Here is a 21,376-nt window from a genome sequence, read left to right on the forward strand (position 1 = left end):
TTCCCAGGTCAGAAGACGTCCGACGGCACGTAGGTCCCCCACACCTCCCGCAGCGCGTTGCACACCTCGCCCACCGTCGCGCGGGCCTTCAGGGCGTCCTTCATCGGGTACAGGACGTTGTCCGTGCCCTCGGCCGCCTTCTTCAGCTCCTTCAGGGCCGCGTCCACCGCCGGCTGGTCGCGTTCCGCGCGGAGCTTGGCCAGGCGTTCGGCCTGCTGGGCCTCGATCGCGGGGTCGACGCGCAGCGGCTCGTACGGCTCCTCCTCGTCGAGCTGGAAGCGGTTGACGCCGACCACGACCCGCTCACCGGAGTCGGTCTCCTGGGCGATGCGGTAGGCGTTGCGCTCGATCTCGTTCTTCTGGAAGCCCCGTTCGATCGCCGCGACGGCGCCGCCGAGGTCCTCGACCTTCTCCATCAGCTCCAGCGCCGCCGCCTCGACCTCGTCCGTCATCTTCTCGATGACGTAGGAGCCCGCGAAGGGGTCGACCGTCGCCGTCACGTCCGTCTCGTACGCCAGCACCTGCTGGGTGCGCAGTGCCAGACGCGCGCTCTTGTCGGTCGGCAGGGCGATCGCCTCGTCGAAGGAGTTGGTGTGCAGCGACTGGGTGCCGCCGAGCACGGCCGCGAGGCCCTGCACGGCGACCCGGACGAGGTTCACCTCGGGCTGCTGGGCCGTCAGCTGCACGCCCGCCGTCTGGGTGTGGAAGCGCAGCATCATCGACTTCGGGTTCTTCGCGCCGAACTCGTCCTTCATCACCCGCGCCCAGATCCGGCGGGCCGCCCGGAACTTGGCGACCTCCTCCAGGATCGTCGTCCGTGCCACGAAGAAGAACGACAGGCGCGGCGCGAAGTCGTCCACGTCCATCCCGGCCGCGACCGCCGTGCGCACGTACTCGATGCCGTCGGCGAGCGTGAACGCGATCTCCTGCGCGGGAGACGCGCCCGCCTCCGCCATGTGGTAGCCGGAGATCGAGATCGTGTTCCACTTGGGGATCTCGGCCCTGCAGTACTTGAAGATGTCCGCGATCAGCCGCAGGGACGGCTTCGGCGGGAAGATGTACGTCCCGCGGGCGATGTACTCCTTCAGGACGTCGTTCTGGATCGTGCCCGTCAGCTGGTCGGCGGACACGCCCTGCTCCTCCGCCACCAGCTGGTACAGGAGCAGCAGCAGCGCGGCGGGGGCGTTGATCGTCATCGACGTGGACACCTTGTCCAGCGGGATCCCGCCGAACAGCACCCGCATGTCGTCGACCGAGTCGATCGCCACGCCCACCTTGCCGACCTCGCCGTGCGCGATCGGGGCGTCGGAGTCGTGGCCCATCTGGGTGGGCAGGTCGAAGGCGACCGACAGGCCCATGGTGCCGTTCGCGATCAGCTGCTTGTACCGGGCGTTCGACTCGGTCGCCGTGCCGAAGCCCGCGTACTGGCGCATCGTCCAGGGACGGCCGGTGTACATCGTCGGGTACACGCCGCGCGTGAAGGGGTACGCCCCCGGCTCGCCCAGCTTCTCCGCCGGATCCCAGCCCTCGAGGGCGCCCGGCCCGTACACCGGCTCGATGGGCAGTCCGGACTCCGACTCGCGCGCCATGGTGTGTGCCTCCGCGTTGCTTCGTTGCTTCGTACTCGGCTTGGTGGCCTGGCTTCGTTACTCGCCAGTACAGACGACCCTCGCGACGGACTGTAGCGGCGGCCCTGCACGCGGTGGAATCGCCGCACGCTGGGACCTTGCTCACAACCATGCCCCCTGGTTCGCCGTCGGTCACGCGCGGGGAGCATCTGAGGAGATGCGATCGGGCGAAGGCGCCCGGTGAGGCGGCGGGGGGTCGGTATGCGTACCAGGGGCATGGGGAAGTCGCTCGTCGCCGTCGCCGGGGCCGCCGTGCTCCTCGCGGCCGCCGGCTGCACGGCGCAGCCGGGGGACGCGGGCGGCGGGGACGGCAGGCACCGCTCACCGGTGCACATCGAGGTCCCGCGCACCCCGTCCGGCTCCGGCCACACCGCGTCCGGGGACGGCGCGCCGAGTACCGCCGCACCCGCCCCGAAGGCCTCACCCGCCGCCCTGTGGCGGCGCGGCGACTCGGGCCGCGGGGTGCGCGAGCTGCAGGCCCGGCTGCGCCAGGTGGACTGGTTGTTCGACGGCCCGACGGGGACGTACGACGACCTGACCGAGAACGCCGTCAGGGGTTTCCAGGGCAAGCGCGGATTGCCCCGAACGGGCGAGGTGGACTCGGCCACCTGGCAGCGGTTGCTGGCCATGACGCACGAGCCCGGCACGTGGGAGCTGTACCTGATGGGCGGGCAGCCGGCCGGGGCCCCGGACCGGCGCTGCATGACGGGCCGGGTGCTGTGCATCAGCAAGACGAGCCGCACGTTGCGCTGGATGGTGGACGGACGGACGCTCTCGACGATGGCGGTGCGCTTCGGCACGGAGTACACCCCCACCCGCGAAGGTGTGTTCCGCATCTACTGGAAGTCACGCGATCACGTGTCCACGCTCTACCACTCGCCGATGCCGTACGCGATGTTCTTCAGCGGCGGTCAGGCGGTGCACTACTCGTACGACTTCGCGGCGCGCGGCTACGCCGGCGGCTCGCACGGATGTGTGAACGTACGGGACGAGTCGGCGATCGCGGCGCTGTTCGCCCAGGTGCGGGTCGGCGACAAGGTCGTCGTCTACTGGTAGAGGCCTGAAGGAGATGTGGGGCGCGGGCGGGACCGGGGGAACGTGTCCCGCCCGCGCCGGTGCACGAGCCGTGGGTACGGGGGGAACCCCGGCTCCGTGCGACGGCCGATGACCAGTCGGCTCACTCAGTACTGCGCCACGGCGGCCGAAAGCGTCACACCTACGGCGAAGAATTTTCCAGGAGAAGCGAAACCGCAGGTCAGCGGCACCGGCGACGGCTCAGTGGTTCTCGGCGGAGCCCAGCGCGCTGTACGTCGGGCTCGGGGACGCCGTGTGTGTCGGCACGGCCCCGACCAGGCCGCGGGGTGCGGTGGGCGCAGGGGCGACCGGCGCTATGTGGCCTTCGCCGTCACCGCCGTTGCCGCCCTGGTCGCCGTCGCCGCCACCGTTCCCGTGCCCGCCGCTGCTCCCTTTCCCGCCGCCGCTGCCGTTCCCGTCGCGGCCCTTGCCGCTCGCGTCCTGGCCGGAGCCCTCGTCGCCGCCGCCCAGGACGCCCTTGCAGTACGCCTTCACTCGACCGCCGCCGCCCGCCGCGTCCGCCAGGTCGCGCAGCCGGTCGGGGCCGAGGACCTTGCCGCCGGCCATGTCACGGCAGGACGAGCGCACCTCGGTCCACCGGTCACCGGTCCGGCCCGCCGCACGGTTGCCGGGGTCGCCGGGCCGGCCGGTCGCGGTCGAGCCGTCGCCTGCCTCGTCGCGCGAGGAGCCGTCCCGTCCGGGCGCACCGGACGTGCCGCCCGGCGTCACGGACGGGAGGCCTCCGGTTCCTGCCGTGCCGGGCGTCGGGGTGACCGACGGCTGAGGGGGCGTCGGCGCCGACGACACGGACGCGGCCGGCCCCGGGTCGTCGCGGAACGGGGTCGGCAGCACTCCGGTTCCGGCCGCCACCGCGACTCCGCCGATCATCCCGGCGGCCACCGTGGCGGCCAGCCCGAAGCGCACCGTGCGCCACCGGCGGGCCCTCCGCCCACCCGCCTCGGGACGGCCGAGACGGACGAGTCCGGCATCGGAGTTCGGGGTCCCCCCTGCTCGAGCGAGGTCGAGAGCTTCGGGGAGGGCGGCGAGCTGCGGGTGGCACACCGCCCGGTTGTCGTGCCGGGCCGCGCGGGCGGCCCGGAACGCGGCCACCGCGGCCTCCTCACCCGGGAGTTCCTCGCTGGTGGAAGGGGGTGTGGCGGCCAGAGCGGCGAGTGCTTCGGCGAGCCGTTCGGCGCGGGCACGCGCGTCGGCGTCGACGGGGGCCGGGGGCTCTCCGCGCAGCAGACGCTCCGCCGCGTCCCTGTCCAGCCACCTGTCCTGCTCGTCGGCCATCACATGTCCTTCTGCGTCCGCGAACGCGTATGCGTCACACCGGCGGACGACACCGCACGTCTGTGCGCGTCTCGCTGGGGAGGCACGGCGCCGAGCGCGCCAGCCGATTCCGGATCCGTGTCCGGATTCACGTCGAGCAGCTCCGCGAGCCGCTTCAGACCGCGGTGCGCCGCCGTGCGGACGGCTCCCGGGCGCTTGCCGAGGGTCTCGGCGGCGGTCTTGGCGTCGAGACCCACGACCACCCGCAGCACCACGGCCTCCGCCTGGTCCTGCGGAAGCTGGGCGATGAGCGAGAGCGTGCGGTCGGTCGCCAGGGCCTCGATGGCCTCCCCGGCCGTGTCCGACTCGGCGGGCTTCCCGGTGAGTTCCGTCTCGTCGCCGCCGATCGCGGGGCGGCGGCCGCGCATCCGTATGTGGTCGAGGGCGCGGTTGCGGGCGATACGGGCCGCCCAGCCGCGGAACCGGTCGGCGTCGCCGCTGAACCGGTCCAGGTCACGGGCGATCTGCAGCCACGCCTCGGAGGTGACGTCCTCCGCGTCCGGGTCCCCGACCAGCGTGCGCACATACCCGAGCAGCCGCGGATGCACCGCGCGGTACACGGTACGGAAAGCGGTCTCGTCCCCCTCCTGTGCCGCAAGTACCGCGGCCGTCAGCTCCGCGTCGTCCCCCAGCACCCGAACTGCCCCTCTGTGCGCCTGATCCGGCACCGCTCGCGCGCGCCGGGTTCTCGCCGTCGTGATTCCTCGTCCTGCCTGTGGTCTTCAGGCCGCTCGTGGTCTGCGGCGGTTGCATCACCCGTTATTGCTGATCGTCGCGGTCGGCGCGAAAGGCACGTTACGGCGTGAAACCGCTCTTCGTCCACGCCCGTACAACGTGCAACCAACCCGTGACGCGGCGAGGTGTGACAGAAAACGCATCCTCGGCGCTGTAGAGAGTGACGGGCCGCCGCGCGGCCCGTACCGCGCGACGGCCGGGGCCTCTCCTGTGGGGGGTGGCGGCCCCGGCCGTTGCTTCGCGGGGTCGGCCGCCGCCCGGGCAGCGCACGCACGAGCCACCGGAGCGTCGGGGGCCCGCCCGAGGGCGCCGGATTACTTGTTCTTCCCGCGGTCGTCGGCAGCCTTTGCGGTCTGTCCGCCCGGCCCTGGAGTGCGGGAAGGCCCCGGAGTCCGGGAAACCGCAGGAGCCTTGCCCGCCTTCTCCCCCTTACCCGATTCACCCGACTTGCCCGGCGCGCTGTCGTCCTGTGCCAACTGCTCGGCACAGTAGGCGGCGACGCCCTGCTCACCGCCGGCAGCCTCGACCAACCGCTGCCATGCGGTGGAGCCGACGGCGTTGCCACGGTTCTTCACCTGCTCGTAGGCGCGGCAATGGGCCTCGGTGTCCTGGGCGGTGTCCGGGCGGTCAGGAGAGACGGAGGTGTCCGGCACGGAGGACGTCGCCGGTTCCGGCGCCCCGCTCCACCGGCCCGGGGCGCTCGGCGACGGCTGCCGCCCGTGACCGCCGCCGTCCCCGCCGTCGAGGGAGCCGCCCGGGCCGATCGCCGCGAACGCGACTCCGCCAAGGGTCAGTCCGGCGAGAAACAGGCAGACCGCGGCCTTCACCGACGACCGCACACGCCCGTGCCCACGCGGCCGCCAGTCGTCCCGGGGCCGGGTCCGCGCCTGGGGCGCGCCGGCCTCGCGGACGGCCCGGAACGCGGCCACCGCCCTCTGTTCGGCCTCGGCGTCCAGGGCGCCCTCGCGCAGCGCGGCGGCGAGCAGCGCCTCCAGCGCGGCGCTCCCGGCCACGCCCGCGGAGGCCGACGCGGTACTGCCGAGGTGCACGCGCCGACGGCCGAAGACCTGGCCGCCTCTGTGCCGTTCACCCATGTCCGCACCCATCTCTGCCCGACGGCCGGGCCAGTCGCCGAGTCCACCGCCGCTGCCGCTCACTTCGACTCACCCAGCGTCCTGAGGCCGTCATCCGTCACACCTGGTCTCCGGCGCCTTCCGCGCGAAGCCCGCGGGCCAGACGCTTCAGCCCGCGATGGGCCGCGGTACGCACCGCACCGGGCCGCTTGCCGAGGACGCGGGCGGCGGCGGGGCCGTCCAGGCCGACGACCACACGCAACAGCACGGCCTCGGCCTGGTCGCGTGGCAGTCCGCGGATGAGTTCCAGGGCGTGCTCGGTGGAGATGGACTCCATCGCCTGGTCATGAGTGCTGTGGGCGCCCGGCAGTTCGAGTGCCTCCTGCTCCAGCCCCGACGACCGGGGCCGTACCCGGCGGCGGCGCAGGTGGTCGAGCGCGCGGTGCCGGGCGATGGTCGCCGTCCAGCCTCGGAAACCCGCCCCGTCGCCCTTGAACCGACCCAGGTCCCGGGCGATCTCCAGCCAGGCGTCGGACGCCACGTCCTCCGCCTCGTCCGCGACGAGACCGCGCAGATACCCGACCAGCCCCGGCTGCACGATCCGGTACGCCACCGCGAAGGCGGCTTCGTCCCCCTGCTGAGCCCGCGCGACCGCAGCGCCCAGCTCCGCGTCGTACGGGTGTACGCGGCGCGGTTCCCCTCGCTGACCCAAGACTGTCCTCGCCCCATGCCGAGTTCGCGGCGGGTTTGTGTGTAACACCCACGATCATCAGCGTCAGGGCTCACAGAAGTGTCACAGCTCGTCAGGCGGCAGCCGACCGCCGGACTTCCAAGGGCACTTGACGTGGACTTTGTCCCGTTTGTCCGAGCGGTGGCGTCGAAGGTCCCCTCTCCTGTACAACCGGGCGCCTTCCGATCGTGAAGGAGTGCACGCGTGAGACCCCGTTCCGCCGTTGCCGCGCTGGCGGTTCCCGCCGTGTCCCTGCTCTCGTTGTCCCTGGCCGGGTGTGCCGGGGGCGGCGGAACCGGAGCCCCGGCGAAGCCGGCCGCCGCGGACGTCGGCGCCAGGCCGAAGGCGGCACCCGCCGCACCACGGACACCCGAGGAGTTCCTCGCCCGGGCCACGGAGGCGATGTCGGGGCAGAAGGGCTGGACGTTCACCGTGAAGGGGAACGAGGGCCTGATGTCGCAGGGGCAGCAGAGCACCGCCACGTACACGGCCACGGTGCGGCGCACACAGAGCCCCATGGCGCTGCACTCCACGGGAACGACGTACGCCAAGGGCGTCGCCAAGCCCGAAGAGGTCTACGTCGTCGACGCGACGGGTTACGTCAGGAAGGGCGCGGCCGGGTCACGGTGGAAGAGCGGCCCGCTGTCGGACCCGGAGATCGGGAACGCCGTGGAGGACCCGGTCGCCACGCTCACCGCGTTCGGGGACTACGCCCGGGAGGAGTCGGGCGACGGCGTCTCGGTCGTGAAGTCGGGCAGTGCGGTCGAACTGCGGGCGGAGGTGTCGTCGGTGAAACTCCCCGCCGTACGGGACCGGGGCGTGGTGAAGCAGGCGGTACGCGAACTCACGCCGACCCTCGAGCAGTTGCGCGCCGCCGGCGTCAGGGCGCCCGAGAGCCAGGTCCTGGTGGAGCGCGTCGAGGAGGTGCTCTCCCTCGACTCCGCCACGTATCGCATCAGGTCCCACCGTTTCCGGTGCACCTTCCTCATCCCCTACGGCGGACGGACGATGCGCTACAGCCAGGACGTGACCGAGCGCACGGAAGGCGCGTTCACGGGGACCATCACCCTCCCGACGGGCCTCGGGTGAAACCTCGGCCGGCGGCGGCCGCGACAGGCCCTCAAGCCGTCCCGGTCGTCGCGTCCCGGCACAGCAGCCGCAGCGAGCCGTCGCCGTGGAAGCAGCGGCGGGCCTCGTCGATGGGATCCCACAGGCGGCCGTCGGGTGTGCGCACCCAGTGGTCGCCGCCGGACGACCACCACTCGCCGCCGGTCAGCCGGACCACCACCTCGCCCGCGTACGCCCCGAACCCGCGCAGCGCGCTCTCCACGGCGGCATACGGCGCGCCCTGACGGCCTATCTCCTCGATCATCCGGTCCACACGCCACAGGCTCTGCGCCGAGTAGTCGAGCCGCAGCCGGGCGCCCTCGCGCATGGCCGTGACGGCGTCGGCGGCCCAACGGACGGGCTTCGTGGCGGCGTGGGGCCTGGTCACCTCAGTTGCGTTCACACCCGGAAGAGCGCCCTCCACCGCCGTCGCGTCACGCCGTTCGGAGGGGGTCCCCGACACCGGCGCAGGACCGCCCCACCGCGCCACAGGACGGTCACAGGATCCTTGCAGCGGAACGGGTTTACCGGGCTGTGCGCCTCTGAGGCCAGGGTCTTTCGTCTGGATCCGGCCCCATACGGACGAGAAGCCCTACGTGCGGCCCCGTGCGCGCCGGGACACCACGGCCCGCAGCACCCGGCGCCCCTCGGTCGACACGTCGAGGGCCCCGCGCAGTCCGCCCGCGCCGTGATCCGTGACCAGCTCCAGGACGGTGACCTGGCGTCGCAGTTCCGCGGCGACGAGCGGCGGCATGCGGTCCGTACGGCCCTCGCGGCGGGCCGCGACCGGGGCGTCGTCGGCGGCGGGGTCGAGCAGCCGGTGGATCTGCAGCGCGGCCACCGAGCAGGCGTCGGCCCACCGGCGCAGGGCGTCGGCGGACGGCTCGGCGGGAACCGCCTCGAGCATGCGGCGGGCCAGCCGGGCGGCCTCCGCCTCGGAGGTGCACTCGGCGTCCGCCGCCTCGGAGCCCTCCCCGGCCGCCAGCTCGGAGCGTGCCTTGGTGAGCCGCTGTTCCCAGTCGTGTCCCTCGACGAGGCTCGCCCACAGCGGCCGCAGGACCTCGTCGTCGCCGCCGAGCAACGGCACACACCGATCCAAACAGGCCAGTCCGCTCGCCGCGAGTGCCCGTTCGTCGGCCTGCGCGATCAGGTCCACCAGGCTCATCAAGCCTCCTCGAAACGCCTCGTCGGGGCGCCTCATCCGTACGGAGCCCGCATCTTCCCTTACTGCGTGCGACGGACCCGGAGTGTCACAGTCACTTCAGGGGAGCTGTCGAGGCGTTCGAGGAGAACATTTTCGGCCACCAGGCCTGCCCCAGGGGGCGTTTCAGCCCAGCCGGCCCGCCAGCGCCTTGAACTGCGTCCAGGACAGCGACGGGGTTCGCGAGTCCCACAGCTTCTGCGCCGTCGCCCGCAGCGGCATCCGGATCCCGGCCGCCACCTGGTCCTGCGTCTGGGCGTTCGGGCGGTCGCCCCAGACGGCGAAGACGCCGCCGAGGATCTGCCCGTCGTACCGCGCGGGCACCGCCGTCGTGCCCCGCAGCACCCGCGGGGTCCACTGTTCGTAGATCCGCTGCCCGGTGGGGTAGACGAAGGTCTGCGGCTGGCCGAGCACGTAGTAGAGGTACTCGTCGTTGTAGTTGATCACTTTGCGGCCCGCGCCCAGGTAGTCGGTCGGCGGCCGGGCGCCCAGCTCCTTGCCGGTCCAGTACGCGGCCTGAAGGTCCCCGGCCGGCTGGACGGAGCTCGCCCGGTAGAAGCCGTCGTTCCAGGCCCGCATGGTCCTGCCGTGCCCGCGCATCACGTTCGCGCGGTCGTTCAGCCAGCCGGTCGCGAGGTCCGCGACGCCCGCCTTCGGCCCGAACCGGGCCCGCGCGGCGGCGGCGAGCTGCGGGTAGGAGGCGGCCGGGTCGCGCGCCGTCAGCGCCAGGTACTCGTCACCGCCGAGGTGCCAGTACGCGCCGGGAAACACGCCCGAGAACTCGCCCAGCAGATCGTCGACGATCTTCGCCGCCGCGGGCTTGGAGATGTCGACCGCCCCGCGCGTGGCGACGCCGGAGGCGTTGCGCAGCTGGATGTCGGGGTGAGCGGCGATGACGGCGCCCAGGTGACCGGGCGAGTCGATCTCGGGCACCACGGTGATGTGCCGGCTCGCCGCGAGATCGACGATCTTCTTCACATCGGCCTTGCTGAGGTGCTGCTTGGAGACGATCTCCGGGTGCGAGGAGGACTCGATGCGGAAGCCCTGGTCGTCGGAGAAGTGAAGACCCAGTTCGTTGTACTTCAGGTCGCCCAGCTCACGGATGCGGTCCTCGATCCAGCCGGCCGTGTAGTACTTGCGGGCGATGTCGAGCATGAACCCGCGCCGCGGCTTGGCGGGCACGTCGTTCACGACGCCCTCGGGCGCGGTGCCGCCGCCGTGCACTTCCTGCTTGAGGGTGCGGGTGCCGTAGAACACGCCGGCCTCGCCGGGCCCGGTGATCTTCACCCGCCCGTTCGTGACGGCCAGCGTGTACGACTCCTGGTTGCCGCTGCCGGCCAGGCCCAGCTCCACGTCACCGGCGCCGGCGCCGGTCTGCCCGCCGTACGCCATCCCCAGCTCCCCGGCGAGCAGCCGCCCCTCGTCGGCGAGCTGAGCGTTGTCGACCACCACCCGGTGCCCGGAGGCGGGCCGCCAGCCCGGGCCCCGGGCCGCGGTGAACCGGCTGACGGCGGGGATGGTGCGGGGCGGCTGCGACACGGGGTAGGAGCGGGACGGCAGGGAGCGGGCGGAGCCTGTGGACGCCGCCGACGTGCCCACGGAGGCCCCGGCCCCGTTCGGCGAGCCGCCACCGGAGGGCCACAACGTCACGGCCGCCGCCACACCGCCCGCCACCAGGATCCCGGTGGTCGCCAGCAGCAACCTGGTGCGCCGTACGTGCGTCTTCCCCTCGGGGACCCGCCTGCGGCCGGTCACCAGGTCACATCCGTTTCGACACCGGGGCACGGCCGCACCGTGCCCCCCTGCACGCATATGCGCAGCGGTATTCGCCCGACCTTGGACCGCACGCGACTCACCTCCGCACTCTGCCCCCCTGCCGTTCCCCTCCGAAGCTACGACCCCCGTCCGGCCCACGTGTCCACGAGAGGCCCCGAAACTCTCCCATCCGGGTGAAAGCCGGGCAGCGACTGGACGCCGACCCGACCACCGTCGCTAACGTGGCGGCGCATTTCTCACACGATCCCCTGCCGACCCGCACGTGGCGCGCACGAGCCGTCACGCCAGCCGCCGAGGACCCACGCTGTCCGCGCACCGTCTCCCGCACCTCCCCGGCCACACCGCCCTCCCGGCGCAACACCGCACCGAGGCCGCCACGGGCCTTGAGCGGTTCAACCGCGCACCCGCCGACGACGTCCGGCGCGCCCTGCTCACCTGCTGCCGCAGCCTGCGCTGGGCCCACCGGGTCGCCGAGCACCGCCCCTACCCGGACCTCGGCGCCCTGCTCGCCGCGGCCGACGAGGCGACGTACGACCTCGCCCCCGCGGACCTCGCCGAGGCCCTGGCCGGGGAATCCCTCGCCCCGCTCCCCGACGGCACGTACTCCGCCGCCCACACCGCCCTGAGCGCGGCACACGCGGCATACGAGAGCAAATTCGGACACGTGTTCATCATCTGTCTGGACGAGGTGGCGCCGAACGAGTTGCTGGACCAGCTCCTCGCGGCCATCCGATCACGATTGGCGAACGATCCCGAGGAGGAGCGGGTCCTGGCGACAGAGGAACTGCGCCGCCTGGCGAGGGGGAGACTGACCCGTTCGGTACGGGACTTTTCCGACCAGCCCGTGCCGGGCCGCGCGCCGTGACGACATGCGGCTGCGCCGCGTGGGCGCGAACAACCACAAAGCTCCCGCACACGGCAGAAAACAACGGGGCCCACCCCAGTGGCCGCCCGGCCGATGAGCCATCCGTGCTCGTTTGAGTGCCTGATTGATCACACCGGCAGGCCCCCCGTAAGCGCCGCAGGCAACCGTCGCTACCATGCTGGGGGCCGGTGGACCGTACCCGGCCGGGCCCGACCGACACAGAAAGCCGGCGCGGCCCTAGTCCCCGCTCCCGGAGGGTTCTTCCGTGCCGGCTGGAACGCTGTACCGCGGCCGGGAAGGAATGTGGTCCTGGGTGGCTCACCGAGTCACCGGCGTCCTCATCTTCTTCTTCCTGTTCGTACACGTGCTGGACACCGCTCTCGTCCGTGTCTCCCCCGAGGCCTACGACAAGGTCGTGGCCACGTACAAGACACCGATCGTCGCGATTCTGGAGTACGGCCTCGTCGCCGCCATCCTCTTCCACGCGCTCAACGGCCTCCGCGTCATCGCGGTCGACTTCTGGTCGAAGGGCCCGCGCTACCAGAAGCAGATGCTCTGGACCGTCGTCGGAGTCTGGGTCGTGCTGATGCTCGGGGCCATCTACCCCGTCCTCGGCCACGCCGCTCGTGAACTCTTCGGGAGCTGACGCGTATGTCCACCACTGAAACCACCACCTCCGGCATCGGCCCCGTCGAGGGTGCCCCGCTGTACGACGTCGACAACCCGGCGCCGGTCATCGAGCCGCCCCGGAAGCGGACGAGGAAGACCCCGAAGTCGACCCGCGGCAACTTCGAGATGTACGGCTGGCTGTTCATGCGCCTGTCCGGCATCGTGCTGGTCGTCCTGGTCATCGGCCACCTGCTGATCCAGCTCGTGCTGGACGGCGGTGTCTCCAAGATCGGCTTCGCCTTCGTGGCCGGCCGCTGGGCCTCCCCGTGGTGGCAGGTCTGGGACCTGCTGATGCTGTGGCTCGCGATGCTGCACGGCGCCAACGGCCTGCGCACGGTCATCAACGACTACGCCGAGCGGACCAACACACGCCTGTGGCTGAAGGGCCTGCTGTACACCGCCACGGTGTGGACCATCCTGCTGGGCACGCTGGTGATCTTCACCTTCGACCCGAACATCCGCTAGGCACGGGGCTGCGAGAATCATGAAGATCCACAAGTACGACACCGTCATCGTCGGCGCCGGTGGCGCCGGTATGCGCGCCGCCATCGAGTCGACGAAGCGCAGCCGCACCGCCGTGCTGACCAAGCTCTACCCCACCCGCTCCCACACGGGCGCCGCGCAGGGCGGTATGGCCGCCGCGCTCGCCAACGTGGAGGAGGACAACTGGGAGTGGCACACCTTCGACACGGTCAAGGGCGGTGACTACCTGGTCGACCAGGACGCCGCCGAGATCCTGGCGAAGGAGGCCATCGACTCCGTCCTCGACCTGGAGAAGATGGGCCTGCCGTTCAACCGGACGCCCAACGGGACGATCGACCAGCGCCGCTTCGGCGGTCACTCCCGCAACCACGGCGAGGCCCCGGTCCGCCGCTCCTGCTACGCGGCCGACCGCACCGGCCACATGATCCTCCAGACGCTGTACCAGAACTGCGTCAAGGAGGGCGTGGAGTTCTTCAACGAGTTCTACGTCCTGGACCAGCTGATCACCGAGGTCGACGGCGTCAGGCGTTCGGCCGGTGTGGTGGCGTACGAGCTGGCGACCGGCGAGATCCACATCTTCCAGGCGAAGGCCGTGATCTACGCCTCCGGCGGCTGTGGCAAGTTCTTCAAGGTGACGTCGAACGCGCACACGCTGACCGGTGACGGCCAGGCGGCGGTGTACCGGCGGGGCATCCCGCTGGAGGACATGGAGTTCTTCCAGTTCCACCCGACCGGCATCTGGCGCATGGGCATCCTCCTGACCGAGGGTGCGCGCGGTGAGGGCGGCATCCTCCGCAACAAGGACGGCGAGCGCTTCATGGAGAAGTACGCGCCGGTCATGAAGGACCTCGCCTCCCGTGACGTCGTCTCGCGCTCCATCTACACGGAGATCCGCGAGGGCCGCGGCTGCGGTCCCGAGGGCGACCACGTCTACCTGGACCTCACCCACCTGCCGCCGGAGCAGCTGGACGCCAAGCTGCCCGACATCACCGAGTTCGCCCGTACGTACCTCGGCATCGAGCCCTACACGGACCCGATCCCGATCCAGCCGACCGCGCACTACGCGATGGGCGGCATCCCGACGAACGTCCAGGGTGAGGTCCTCGCGGACAACACCACGGTCGTCCCGGGTCTGTACGCGGCCGGCGAGGTCGCCTGCGTGTCCGTGCACGGCGCCAACCGCCTCGGCACGAACTCGCTGCTGGACATCAACGTGTTCGGCAAGCGGGCGGGCATCGCCGCCGCCGAGTACTCCCAGACGGCGGACTTCGTCGAGCTGCCGGAGAACCCGGAGTCGCTCGTCGTCGCGCAGATCGAGCGGCTGCGCAACTCCACGGGCAACGAGCGCGTGGCGGAACTGCGCCGTGAGCTGCAGGAGACCATGGACGCGAACGTCATGGTGTTCCGCACCGAGCAGACGATCAAGACGGCGGTCGAGAAGATCGCCGAGCTCAAGGAGCGCTACAAGAACGTGGCGATCCAGGACAAGGGCAAGCGGTTCAACACGGACCTGCTGGAGGCCGTCGAGCTGGGCAACCTGCTGGACCTCGCCGAGGTCATGGCGGTCTCGGCGCTGGCCCGCAAGGAGTCCCGCGGCGGTCACTACCGCGAGGACTACCCGAACCGCGACGACGTCAACTTCATGCGCCACACCATGGCGTACCGCGAGGTGGGCGACGACGGCACCGAGTCCATCCGTCTCGACTACAAGCCGGTCGTCCAGACCCGCTACCAGCCGATGGAGCGTAAGTACTGATGGCTACCCCTGTTCTGGACAAGGCCGAGGCGGGCGCTTCGGGCTCGGCGGCGTCCCCCTACATCACGGTCACCTTCCGCGTCCGCCGCTACAACCCCGAGGTCTCGGCCGAGGCGACCTGGCAGGACTTCCAGCTGGAGATCGACCCCAAGGAGCGCGTCCTCGACGGTCTGCACAAGATCAAGTGGGACCTGGACGGGTCGCTGACCTTCCGCCGGTCCTGCGCGCACGGCATCTGCGGCTCGGACGCCATGCGGATCAACGGCAAGAACCGCCTCGCGTGCAAGACGCTGATCAAGGACATCAACCCCGAGAAGCCGATCACGATCGAGCCCATAAAGGGCCTGACGGTCCTGAAGGACCTGGTCGTGGACATGGAGCCGTTCTTCCAGGCGTACCGGGACGTGATGCCGTTCCTGATCACCAAGGAGACGAACGAGCCGACACGCGAGCGTCTGCAGTCGGCCGAGGACCGCGAGCGCTTCGACGACACGACGAAGTGCATCCTGTGCGCGGCCTGCACGACCTCCTGCCCGGTGTTCTGGAACGACGGCCAGTACTTCGGGCCTGCGGCCATCGTCAACGCGCACCGCTTCATCTTCGACTCGCGTGACGAGGCCGGCGAGCAGCGGCTGGAGATCCTGAACGACAAGGACGGCGTGTGGCGCTGCCGCACGACGTTCAACTGCACGGACGCGTGCCCGCGCGGCATCGAGGTCACGAAGGCGATCCAGGAGGTCAAGCGGGCGCTGATCACCCGCCGTCTCTGACGTCTCCTCGCCGCACGTCACCGAGGGCCCCGTTTCCGCTGGATACGGGGCCCTCGGGCATATGCCACACCATCGGGTGAACGTGGCTGCGAAGGACGCCCGGGCGTCGCCCGGCCTACGATGATGCTCTCGACACCAGCCCACGGGAGGCACCTGATGTCCGCAGCATCCGTCGAGCAGCCCTTCGAGCACGAAGAGCCGGTCAGCCTCACGACCATCGCCGACGAGATCATGGAGCGCCATCCGGGCTACCGCGTCGAGATCATCGGAGGCCATCTCCTCGTGACCCCGTCCCCGGATGCTCCCCACGCTCGAGCCCTGACCAGCCTCATGATCCCGTTCATCGCGGCCGGCCTGCACGGTGGCGAAACGGAGGTCCTCCAGAACGTCGGTCTCTGGCTGCCCTCCGACGCGGAGGACTATGCCATCCCCGACCTGGTGGTGGTCGACGCGGACATCGACGACCACTTCGTCGAGAACAACTGCTACGACCCGGTCTGCTTCCGCCTCGTCCTCGAGGTCACGTCCAGCAACTGGAAGAACGACCTCAAGACCAAGGTCGCCGCCTACGCCGAGGCGAAGGTGCCCGTCTACGTCGTCGTGGACCGCAAGCACCAGCGCCTCCACGTCCTCACGGACCCCGCCGGGAACGGGTACGAGAACCATCGTCCGTACGCTCCCGGCGAGACCGTGACCCTCCCCGGCTCCATCGGCGCCGAAGTCACGCTGGACGTGGCCGAGATCCTGAAGGCCGGCCAGCAGAGGGCCCAGTAGGGGCCCCGCCCGTCAGCCCCGCAGTACCCGCCCCTGCTTGTCCGTGCGGTCGTTGCTCGTCAGGAACAGGATGCCGTCGATCAGCGCCCAGAGGCCGAAGCCGCCGCAGGTGAGCAGCTGGGCGATGCCCACGCCGACCGAGCCGACGTAGAAGCGGCCGATGCCGAGGCCGCCCAGGAAGATCTGCAGGAGTCCCGCGACGATCTTGGACTTGTCGGAGTACGGGCGGCCCTGCGGGTCGACGCCGTAGGGAGCCTCGGGGGTGGGGACGGTCATGGGACTGCTCCTGGAAGTGCCGTAGCGGATCACGGAGAACCGGAATGGTTGACTCCGGAATGAGGCCAGGAGGGATCCCGCCACGAAGTTGGAATGAGAGATCCGACCGGGATCCGGTCGGAGTTCTTCTGCCGTCGTCCCCCCTGCGAGCTGGGAGCTTAGGTAGAGAGAGCGCAAGGGCGGGAGAGGGTGTGAATGATTGTTCCTGTTCCGTGATCAAGTTTGGGCAGCCGACGGTCACATCAAGCCGACGCGACTCAACCCCCGTCCGCTAGAAGGCGTTACGAACGACCGTCCACGCCAGCGCCAGCCCCAGGACCAGCACCTGCGCCCGCGTGCTCAGTTGTGGCTGCCAACGACGGCCTCGCAGCCCTTCGATCGCCCAACGGCCCAGCAGAGCGAGTGCGTACGGCGAGGCGAGCAGCAGCGCCCTGTTGTCCAGCCACGCCTCGGTGAAGTGACCGTGCATCAGGTCGTACACCATGCGGGTGCCGCCGCAGGCGGGGCAGAGCAGCCCCGTGAGGAGCCGGAACGGGCACTGGGGCAGCAGGTGCCCGGGCTCGTGCGGATCGGTGACGTACAGATAGCCGGCCCCGGCCGCCCCGGCGGCGAGTACCGCCAGGGGCGCCGCCGCCGGGTGCCGCAGTACGGACTGGGGAGACACCGGGTCCTCAGCCGCGCAGGACGCGGCCCTGGGAGTCGGTCTGGTTGCTGCCCGTCAGCAGGATGATGCCGTCGATCAGCGCCCAGATGCCGAGGCCGCCGCAGGTGAAGAGCTGGGCGAGGCCCAGCCCGACGTTGCCGATGTAGAAGCGCCCGACGCCGAAGGTGCCGAGGACGAACTGCAGCACACCGGCGACGATCTTCGACTTGTCGGAGTAGGGGCGGCCGTAGGGGTCGTAGCCGTACGGGGCGTTGGGGTCGCCGGTGTACATCCCGGGCGGCACGGCGCCAGGCGCATACCCGTACTGCGGATACCCGTACCCAGGCGGCGGGCCCGGGGGCTGGTTCGGGTACCCGTAACCGTAGGGACCGGGCTGCTGCGGCTGTTCGCTCAAGGACTGCTCCTGGGACCGGTTGCGGGGAGCCCCGCGAAGATACGACAAGACGAAATGAGCCCGGTCATCATGCCCGAGACGCCCCCGAGCTCAGAAGCCGGGGGCGCCTCGCACAACACGTCCTGCCGGTCGGTCAGATCCAGCTCAGCCGCCAGAGGCGGAAGACGCCCGTGCCGTCCGACAGGTACTGGCCGCCGCCGATGTCGTTACTGCTGACCACGTACTCCTTGCGCTGCCACAGCGGGATCAGAGGGACGTCCTGCGCCACGATCTGCTGGATGTGCTGGAAGTCGTCGGCGGTCCGGCTGCGGTCGGAGTAGCGCTGGCTGTCCAGGATCAGACCGTCGACCTGCTTGTTGCTGTAGCCGTTCTTCATGCTGTTGCCGGTGCCGATGAGCGGGGCCGTGAAGGTGTCCGGGTCCGGGAAGTCGGCGACCCAGCCGATGGCGTACGCGTCGAGCTTGCCGCTCGCGTACCGCTTCTGGAAGTCGGTCCACTCGTAGCCCTTGACGTCGACCTTGAACAGCCCGGTCGCCTCGAGTTGCCGCTTGAGGTCGGCGGCCTCCTCGGCGGCGGCGCCGCGGCCCTGCGCATAGCCGTAGGTGAAGTGGACGGGCCCGCTCACGCCCGCGGCGGTGAGCAGGGCCCGGGCCTTCCTGGCGTCGGGCTTGGGATAGTCGTCGAAGAACGAGGTGGTGTGCCCGGTGATACCCGCCGGGATCAGCGAGTACAGCGGGTCCGTCGTTCCCTCGTACACCTTGTCGACCAGTTCCTCGCGGTCGATGACCGCGGCGATGGCCTGGCGGACACGGCGGTCGTGCAGGGGCGAGCTCGCGGAGGTGTTGAGGACGAGGTTGCGGATCTCCGCGCTGTCGGCCTCGCTGACACGCTGGTTGGGGTCGCTCGGTGAGAGGGCGGCCAGCACGGAGGGCGGCAGCTGACGGGTGGCGACATCGACGTCCTTCGCCTTCCACGCCTTCTCCAGGGCGCCGGGGTCGGCGTAGTACCGCAGCTCGATGGGCCGACCGGTTCCCTTGACGTCGCCCTCGTAGTGCTTGTTCGGGGCGAGGTGGGCCGTCTTGTCCTTCGTGTACGACGTCAGGGTGTACGGCCCGGTCCCGTCGACACCGTTGTCGGTGCGCAGCTTGTCCTGCGGGTACTTGGTGCGGTCGACGATGGAGCCGGCACCGGTGGCCACCTTGAACGGGAAGGTCGCGTCCGGCGTGGACAGGTGGAAGGTCACGGTCAGCCCGCTCGCGTCCACCGAGCGGAGGGTGTCGAGGAGGGTCGCGGGACCGACGTCGGAGTTGATGCGCTTGACCCGGTCGAAGGAGTATTTGACGTCTTCGGCAGTCATGGCGCGCCCGCTGGGGAACGTCAGGTCGTTGCGCAGCGTGCAGCGGTACGTCTTCAGGTCGGTCCCGACGAAGTCGCAGCTCCGGGCCGCGTCCGGCACCGGCTGGACACCGTTGGGCTCGAAGGTCAGCAGTGACTGGAAAACGCTGCTGAACAACGCCCACGATCCGGCGTCATAGGCACCCGCCGGATCGAGTGACGTGACGGCGTCCGTCGTCCCGACCGTGATGGTCCTGTTGGTGTTCTCCTTGGCCGGCAGCAACTGCCACCCGCCCACTCCCGCGCCTGCCAATACCAGCACAGCCGCAAGAATCCGCATGCGAACCGATCGCATCGGCGCCCCTCCCCAGGCCCTCAGCGCATACCACTCCCCTGTGGCGGTGATCACCTAACCACGGCGTTTCAAGTGGGGGAAGAGGCATTAGTTGAAGATGAGAGAGAACTTACCCAGAGGTTGTTTCCGTCAGGTTTCGGCCACCGCCCGCTCCCCACGGCACCCACCAATCGGCGGCACGCGTTAAGCCGATGAGCTGGTACTTCACCGGGCTCCGTCAAGGCACACCCCTGCATGCCCCGTCGGCCAGGCAAGCTCTCCTCAGTCCGGGAAAGCCTCCCGAACTGATGGAAATAAGGAGCAACTACGTGAGTTGTGAGCACAGGATCAGAAGGGGCGGTGTGATCGCCTCCCTCGCGCTGGTGATGGCTGCCGGAGCCGCAGCACCCGCCATGGCGGCGGGGCAGACCGCTCCCGTTGGGCAGCGCGCGCATCTGTCGGGGGGTTGCGACAGCGGCCACAGGAACGTGATGGACGGCCTGTCCTCGGGCGGCGGCGACAAGGACTGCAAGGTCAAGGTCCACGAAGTGTCGCGCACCGTCCAGGTGCCTCCGCAGGGCAACAACGTCGTGTTCACCAACGTCGACGCCGTGTGCCCGGCCGGTGAGCAGGCGATTTCCGGCGGCTTCGACGGAACCCAGGCAGTCGATGTCGGCGTGTTCGCCTTCAGGCAGGCGACCACCAACACCCCGGGCGACACGTGGCGGAACGCGGTCCACAACTTCAGCACCACGACGGCCGAGCCTTTCACCACCTTCGCGTACTGCGCGTCGTAACGCCCAGCGCGACACCGGGTGAGTGTCTCCCCGTGAGGTGCCGGCTCCGGCAAGGAGCCGGCACCCTCCGTTTCAGGCCTGCTTCGACGCCAGTTCCACCACCGTGATGTCACTCGGTGCCCCCACCCGCGTCGGCGGCCCCCAGGCCCCCGCTCCCCTCGACACATACAGCTGCGTGTCGCCGTAGCGGTCCAGGCCGGCGACCGTGGGGTTGGCGGCGGCCGCGACGAAGTTGCCCGGCCAGAGCTGGCCGCCGTGGGTGTGGCCGGAGAGCTGCAGGTCCACGTGGTGCCTGACCGCCTCGTGGATCTGCAGCGGCTGGTGGGCCAGGAGGACGACCGCACGTGAGGTGTCGCGGTCGCCGAGCGCCTTGGTGAAGTCAGGGCCCTCGCCCTCGCTCTCGCCCGCCAGGTCGTTGACCCCGGCCAGGTCGAACGCGGGCAGTTCCGTGCGGGCGTTCTCCAGGGGGTGCAGGCCCAGCCGGCGTACCTCCTCCACCCACTGGTCCGCGCCCGAGAAGTACTCGTGGTTGCCCGTCACGAAGTAGCTGCCGTGACGGGCCTTCAGCCGGGACAGCGGGGCCGCCGCCGGGCCCAGGTCCTTGACGCTGCCGTCGACCAGGTCGCCGACGACCGCGATCAGGTCGGGCTGGGTCGAGTTGATCGTGTCCACGACCTTCTGCGCGAAGCCCCTGCCCAGCACGGGGCCCAGGTGGATGTCGCTCACCACCGCGATGCGGAAACCGTGGGCGGCGCGGGGCAGTTTGGCCAGCGGCACCGTGACCCGCTTCACGGCGGGGCCGCGCAGGACGCCGTAGGTGCCGTAGCCCACCGTGCCAGCCGCGGCCGCGACCACCGCTCCGCCGACGACCCGGGAGACGAACAGGCGCCTGGACGGGGCGGACCGTTCCTGTGGCGGCGCGGGTTCCGGGTCCGCGGGCTCCGGCTCCGCGGGCGCCGGTCCCGCCGGCACGGCTGCCGGTACCGGTGCCCTCTCCTCCGCCCGCGCCCGGCGCTCCACCAGGTGCCGCACCAGCGGTCGTACCAACTCCCCCGCCACCAGTGCCAGCAGCAGGTACAGCGTCAGCGCCATCCACAGGAAGCCGGGCCAGCCGAGGACACGTTGCAGCCAGAACGGGGCGCCGGCGCGCTCGGCGACCAGGGCCGCGACCATCACCACCGGTCCGGCGACGAACACCGCCGTGCCGATACGGCGGGCCGGGCCCGGACCGCGGGTCGTGTCGCGGACCAACCGGCGCCAGGCGTACCAGTGCAGGGCGACCAGCGCGGCGAGGACGGCGAGCGCGGCCAACGCGAAGACGACGACCACGGTGTCGTCCCCGTCCGCTATGACGTTCGCCGCAGCGCGCGCAGTCCGCGCAACCCAATGACGCCGATGACAGTCCCAAGGACAAAGGAGACGACGGCGAGCGTCAGGTGCACCCAGAAGTACGCCGTCGGATTCCCCGCGTCGTCGAACGCGAGTCCGCTGCCGTCCTTCCAGAGGTTTTTGACGAAAGTGATCCAGATGACCCAGCTCCACACCCCGAAGGCGAGCAGGAACCAGGAGACGGGGCGGCTGAGCTTCATGCCTTCAGTATCGC

Annotated in this window: 22 protein-coding genes and 1 pseudogene; 9 read left to right on the forward strand and 14 right to left on the reverse strand. The window is 70.6% G+C overall.

Annotated features, from left to right (window positions below):
• Positions 1–8: 8 nt before the first annotated feature.
• Positions 9–1,589, reverse strand: a complete 1,581-nt coding sequence (locus ACFYZE_RS14275) for a methylmalonyl-CoA mutase (protein ID WP_388992552.1) — start codon at positions 1,587–1,589, stop codon at positions 9–11.
• 240 nt (positions 1,590–1,829) lie between these two features.
• Between ACFYZE_RS14275 and ACFYZE_RS14280 the strand changes: the two genes are divergently transcribed.
• The gene (locus ACFYZE_RS14280; protein WP_388992555.1) at positions 1,830–2,684 is read left to right on the forward strand and encodes a L,D-transpeptidase family protein; all 855 of its coding nucleotides are present in this window, start codon (positions 1,830–1,832) and stop codon (positions 2,682–2,684) included.
• 219 nt (positions 2,685–2,903) lie between these two features.
• Here the strand turns inward: ACFYZE_RS14280 and ACFYZE_RS14285 are convergent, their stop codons facing one another.
• The 4 genes and pseudogenes from ACFYZE_RS14285 to ACFYZE_RS14300 all read right to left on the reverse strand — a co-directional run bounded on the left by ACFYZE_RS14285 (position 2,904) and on the right by ACFYZE_RS14300 (position 6,554).
• On the reverse strand, positions 2,904–3,995 hold the full coding sequence (locus tag ACFYZE_RS14285; RefSeq protein ID WP_388992558.1) for a hypothetical protein: 1,092 nt from the start codon (positions 3,993–3,995) through the stop codon (positions 2,904–2,906).
• Positions 3,995–4,669, reverse strand: coding sequence for an RNA polymerase sigma factor (locus tag ACFYZE_RS14290; RefSeq protein ID WP_388992561.1), 675 nt, complete (start codon positions 4,667–4,669; stop codon positions 3,995–3,997). The genes ACFYZE_RS14285 and ACFYZE_RS14290 overlap by 1 nt, the downstream gene beginning before the upstream one ends.
• Positions 4,670–5,083: 414 nt before the next feature.
• The gene (locus tag ACFYZE_RS14295) at positions 5,084–5,863 is read right to left on the reverse strand and encodes a hypothetical protein (RefSeq protein WP_388992564.1); all 780 of its coding nucleotides are present in this window, start codon (positions 5,861–5,863) and stop codon (positions 5,084–5,086) included.
• Between the two features lie 59 nt (positions 5,864–5,922).
• Positions 5,923–6,554: pseudogene (locus ACFYZE_RS14300) on the reverse strand (RNA polymerase sigma factor).
• A 222-nt stretch (positions 6,555–6,776) separates the two neighbouring features.
• On the opposite strand from ACFYZE_RS14300, the gene ACFYZE_RS14305 reads away from it, so the two are divergent.
• On the forward strand, positions 6,777–7,661 hold the full coding sequence (locus tag ACFYZE_RS14305; RefSeq protein ID WP_388992567.1) for a hypothetical protein: 885 nt from the start codon (positions 6,777–6,779) through the stop codon (positions 7,659–7,661).
• Between the two features lie 31 nt (positions 7,662–7,692).
• On the opposite strand, the gene ACFYZE_RS14310 is transcribed toward ACFYZE_RS14305, so the two are convergent.
• The 3 genes from ACFYZE_RS14310 to ACFYZE_RS14320 all read right to left on the reverse strand — a co-directional run bounded on the left by ACFYZE_RS14310 (position 7,693) and on the right by ACFYZE_RS14320 (position 10,692).
• Entirely contained in the window at positions 7,693–8,007 is a 315-nt protein-coding gene (locus tag ACFYZE_RS14310; protein ID WP_388993440.1) for a hypothetical protein, read from the reverse strand.
• A 264-nt stretch (positions 8,008–8,271) separates the two neighbouring features.
• On the reverse strand, positions 8,272–8,844 hold the full coding sequence (locus tag ACFYZE_RS14315) for a hypothetical protein (protein WP_388992570.1): 573 nt from the start codon (positions 8,842–8,844) through the stop codon (positions 8,272–8,274).
• Positions 8,845–9,006: 162 nt separating this feature from the next.
• Positions 9,007–10,692: a glycoside hydrolase family 20 protein gene (locus tag ACFYZE_RS14320; RefSeq protein ID WP_388992573.1), complete on the reverse strand. Its 1,686-nt coding sequence runs from the start codon at positions 10,690–10,692 to the stop codon at positions 9,007–9,009.
• Positions 10,693–10,918: 226 nt separating this feature from the next.
• On the opposite strand from ACFYZE_RS14320, the gene ACFYZE_RS14325 reads away from it, so the two are divergent.
• The 6 genes from ACFYZE_RS14325 (at position 10,919) to ACFYZE_RS14350 (ending at position 15,973) form a co-directional block, all read left to right on the forward strand.
• Positions 10,919–11,521, forward strand: coding sequence for a 2-oxo-4-hydroxy-4-carboxy-5-ureidoimidazoline decarboxylase (locus ACFYZE_RS14325; protein ID WP_388992576.1), 603 nt, complete (start codon positions 10,919–10,921; stop codon positions 11,519–11,521).
• A 265-nt stretch (positions 11,522–11,786) separates the two neighbouring features.
• A complete protein-coding gene (gene sdhC, locus ACFYZE_RS14330; RefSeq protein ID WP_103837432.1) occupies positions 11,787–12,167 on the forward strand; it encodes a succinate dehydrogenase, cytochrome b556 subunit in 381 nt (126 codons plus the stop codon).
• Positions 12,168–12,172: 5 nt separating this feature from the next.
• On the forward strand, positions 12,173–12,655 hold the full coding sequence (locus ACFYZE_RS14335; protein WP_388992579.1) for a succinate dehydrogenase hydrophobic membrane anchor subunit: 483 nt from the start codon (positions 12,173–12,175) through the stop codon (positions 12,653–12,655).
• Positions 12,656–12,674: 19 nt separating this feature from the next.
• Positions 12,675–14,429 (forward strand): succinate dehydrogenase flavoprotein subunit, encoded by a 1,755-nt coding sequence (gene sdhA / locus ACFYZE_RS14340; protein ID WP_388992582.1) that lies wholly within the window; start codon positions 12,675–12,677, stop codon positions 14,427–14,429.
• On the forward strand, positions 14,429–15,199 hold the full coding sequence (locus ACFYZE_RS14345; protein ID WP_388992585.1) for a succinate dehydrogenase iron-sulfur subunit: 771 nt from the start codon (positions 14,429–14,431) through the stop codon (positions 15,197–15,199). The genes sdhA and ACFYZE_RS14345 overlap by 1 nt, the downstream gene beginning before the upstream one ends.
• 156 nt (positions 15,200–15,355) lie before the next feature.
• Entirely contained in the window at positions 15,356–15,973 is a 618-nt protein-coding gene (locus ACFYZE_RS14350) for a Uma2 family endonuclease (protein ID WP_388992588.1), read from the forward strand.
• A 12-nt stretch (positions 15,974–15,985) separates the two neighbouring features.
• Here the strand turns inward: ACFYZE_RS14350 and ACFYZE_RS14355 are convergent, their stop codons facing one another.
• The 4 genes from ACFYZE_RS14355 to ACFYZE_RS14370 form a co-directional block, all read right to left on the reverse strand.
• Positions 15,986–16,249 carry a TM2 domain-containing protein gene (locus ACFYZE_RS14355; protein ID WP_388992591.1) on the reverse strand — a complete coding sequence of 88 codons (264 nt, stop codon included), beginning with the start codon at positions 16,247–16,249 and terminating at the stop codon, positions 15,986–15,988.
• 271 nt (positions 16,250–16,520) lie between these two features.
• Positions 16,521–16,913, reverse strand: a complete 393-nt coding sequence (locus tag ACFYZE_RS14360; RefSeq protein ID WP_388992593.1) for a DUF2752 domain-containing protein — start codon at positions 16,911–16,913, stop codon at positions 16,521–16,523.
• A 7-nt stretch (positions 16,914–16,920) separates the two neighbouring features.
• Positions 16,921–17,307, reverse strand: a complete 387-nt coding sequence (locus ACFYZE_RS14365; protein WP_263231565.1) for a TM2 domain-containing protein — start codon at positions 17,305–17,307, stop codon at positions 16,921–16,923.
• A gap of 133 nt (positions 17,308–17,440) precedes the next feature.
• Positions 17,441–18,997, reverse strand: a complete 1,557-nt coding sequence (locus tag ACFYZE_RS14370; protein ID WP_388992596.1) for an ABC transporter substrate-binding protein — start codon at positions 18,995–18,997, stop codon at positions 17,441–17,443.
• Between the two features lie 341 nt (positions 18,998–19,338).
• Between ACFYZE_RS14370 and ACFYZE_RS14375 the strand changes: the two genes are divergently transcribed.
• Positions 19,339–19,773, forward strand: a complete 435-nt coding sequence (locus tag ACFYZE_RS14375; protein ID WP_388992599.1) for a hypothetical protein — start codon at positions 19,339–19,341, stop codon at positions 19,771–19,773.
• 72 nt (positions 19,774–19,845) lie between these two features.
• On the opposite strand, the gene ACFYZE_RS14380 is transcribed toward ACFYZE_RS14375, so the two are convergent.
• Positions 19,846–21,102, reverse strand: coding sequence for a metallophosphoesterase (locus tag ACFYZE_RS14380; RefSeq protein WP_388992602.1), 1,257 nt, complete (start codon positions 21,100–21,102; stop codon positions 19,846–19,848).
• 17 nt (positions 21,103–21,119) lie between these two features.
• Complete coding sequence (locus ACFYZE_RS14385; RefSeq protein ID WP_103837560.1) at positions 21,120–21,362, reverse strand: SCO4848 family membrane protein; 243 nt, start codon at positions 21,360–21,362, stop codon at positions 21,120–21,122.
• Positions 21,363–21,376 lie beyond the last annotated feature (14 nt).

The sequence above is a fragment of the Streptomyces sp. NPDC001796 genome (assembly GCF_042892355.1).
Taxonomy (GTDB): domain Bacteria; phylum Actinomycetota; class Actinomycetes; order Streptomycetales; family Streptomycetaceae; genus Streptomyces.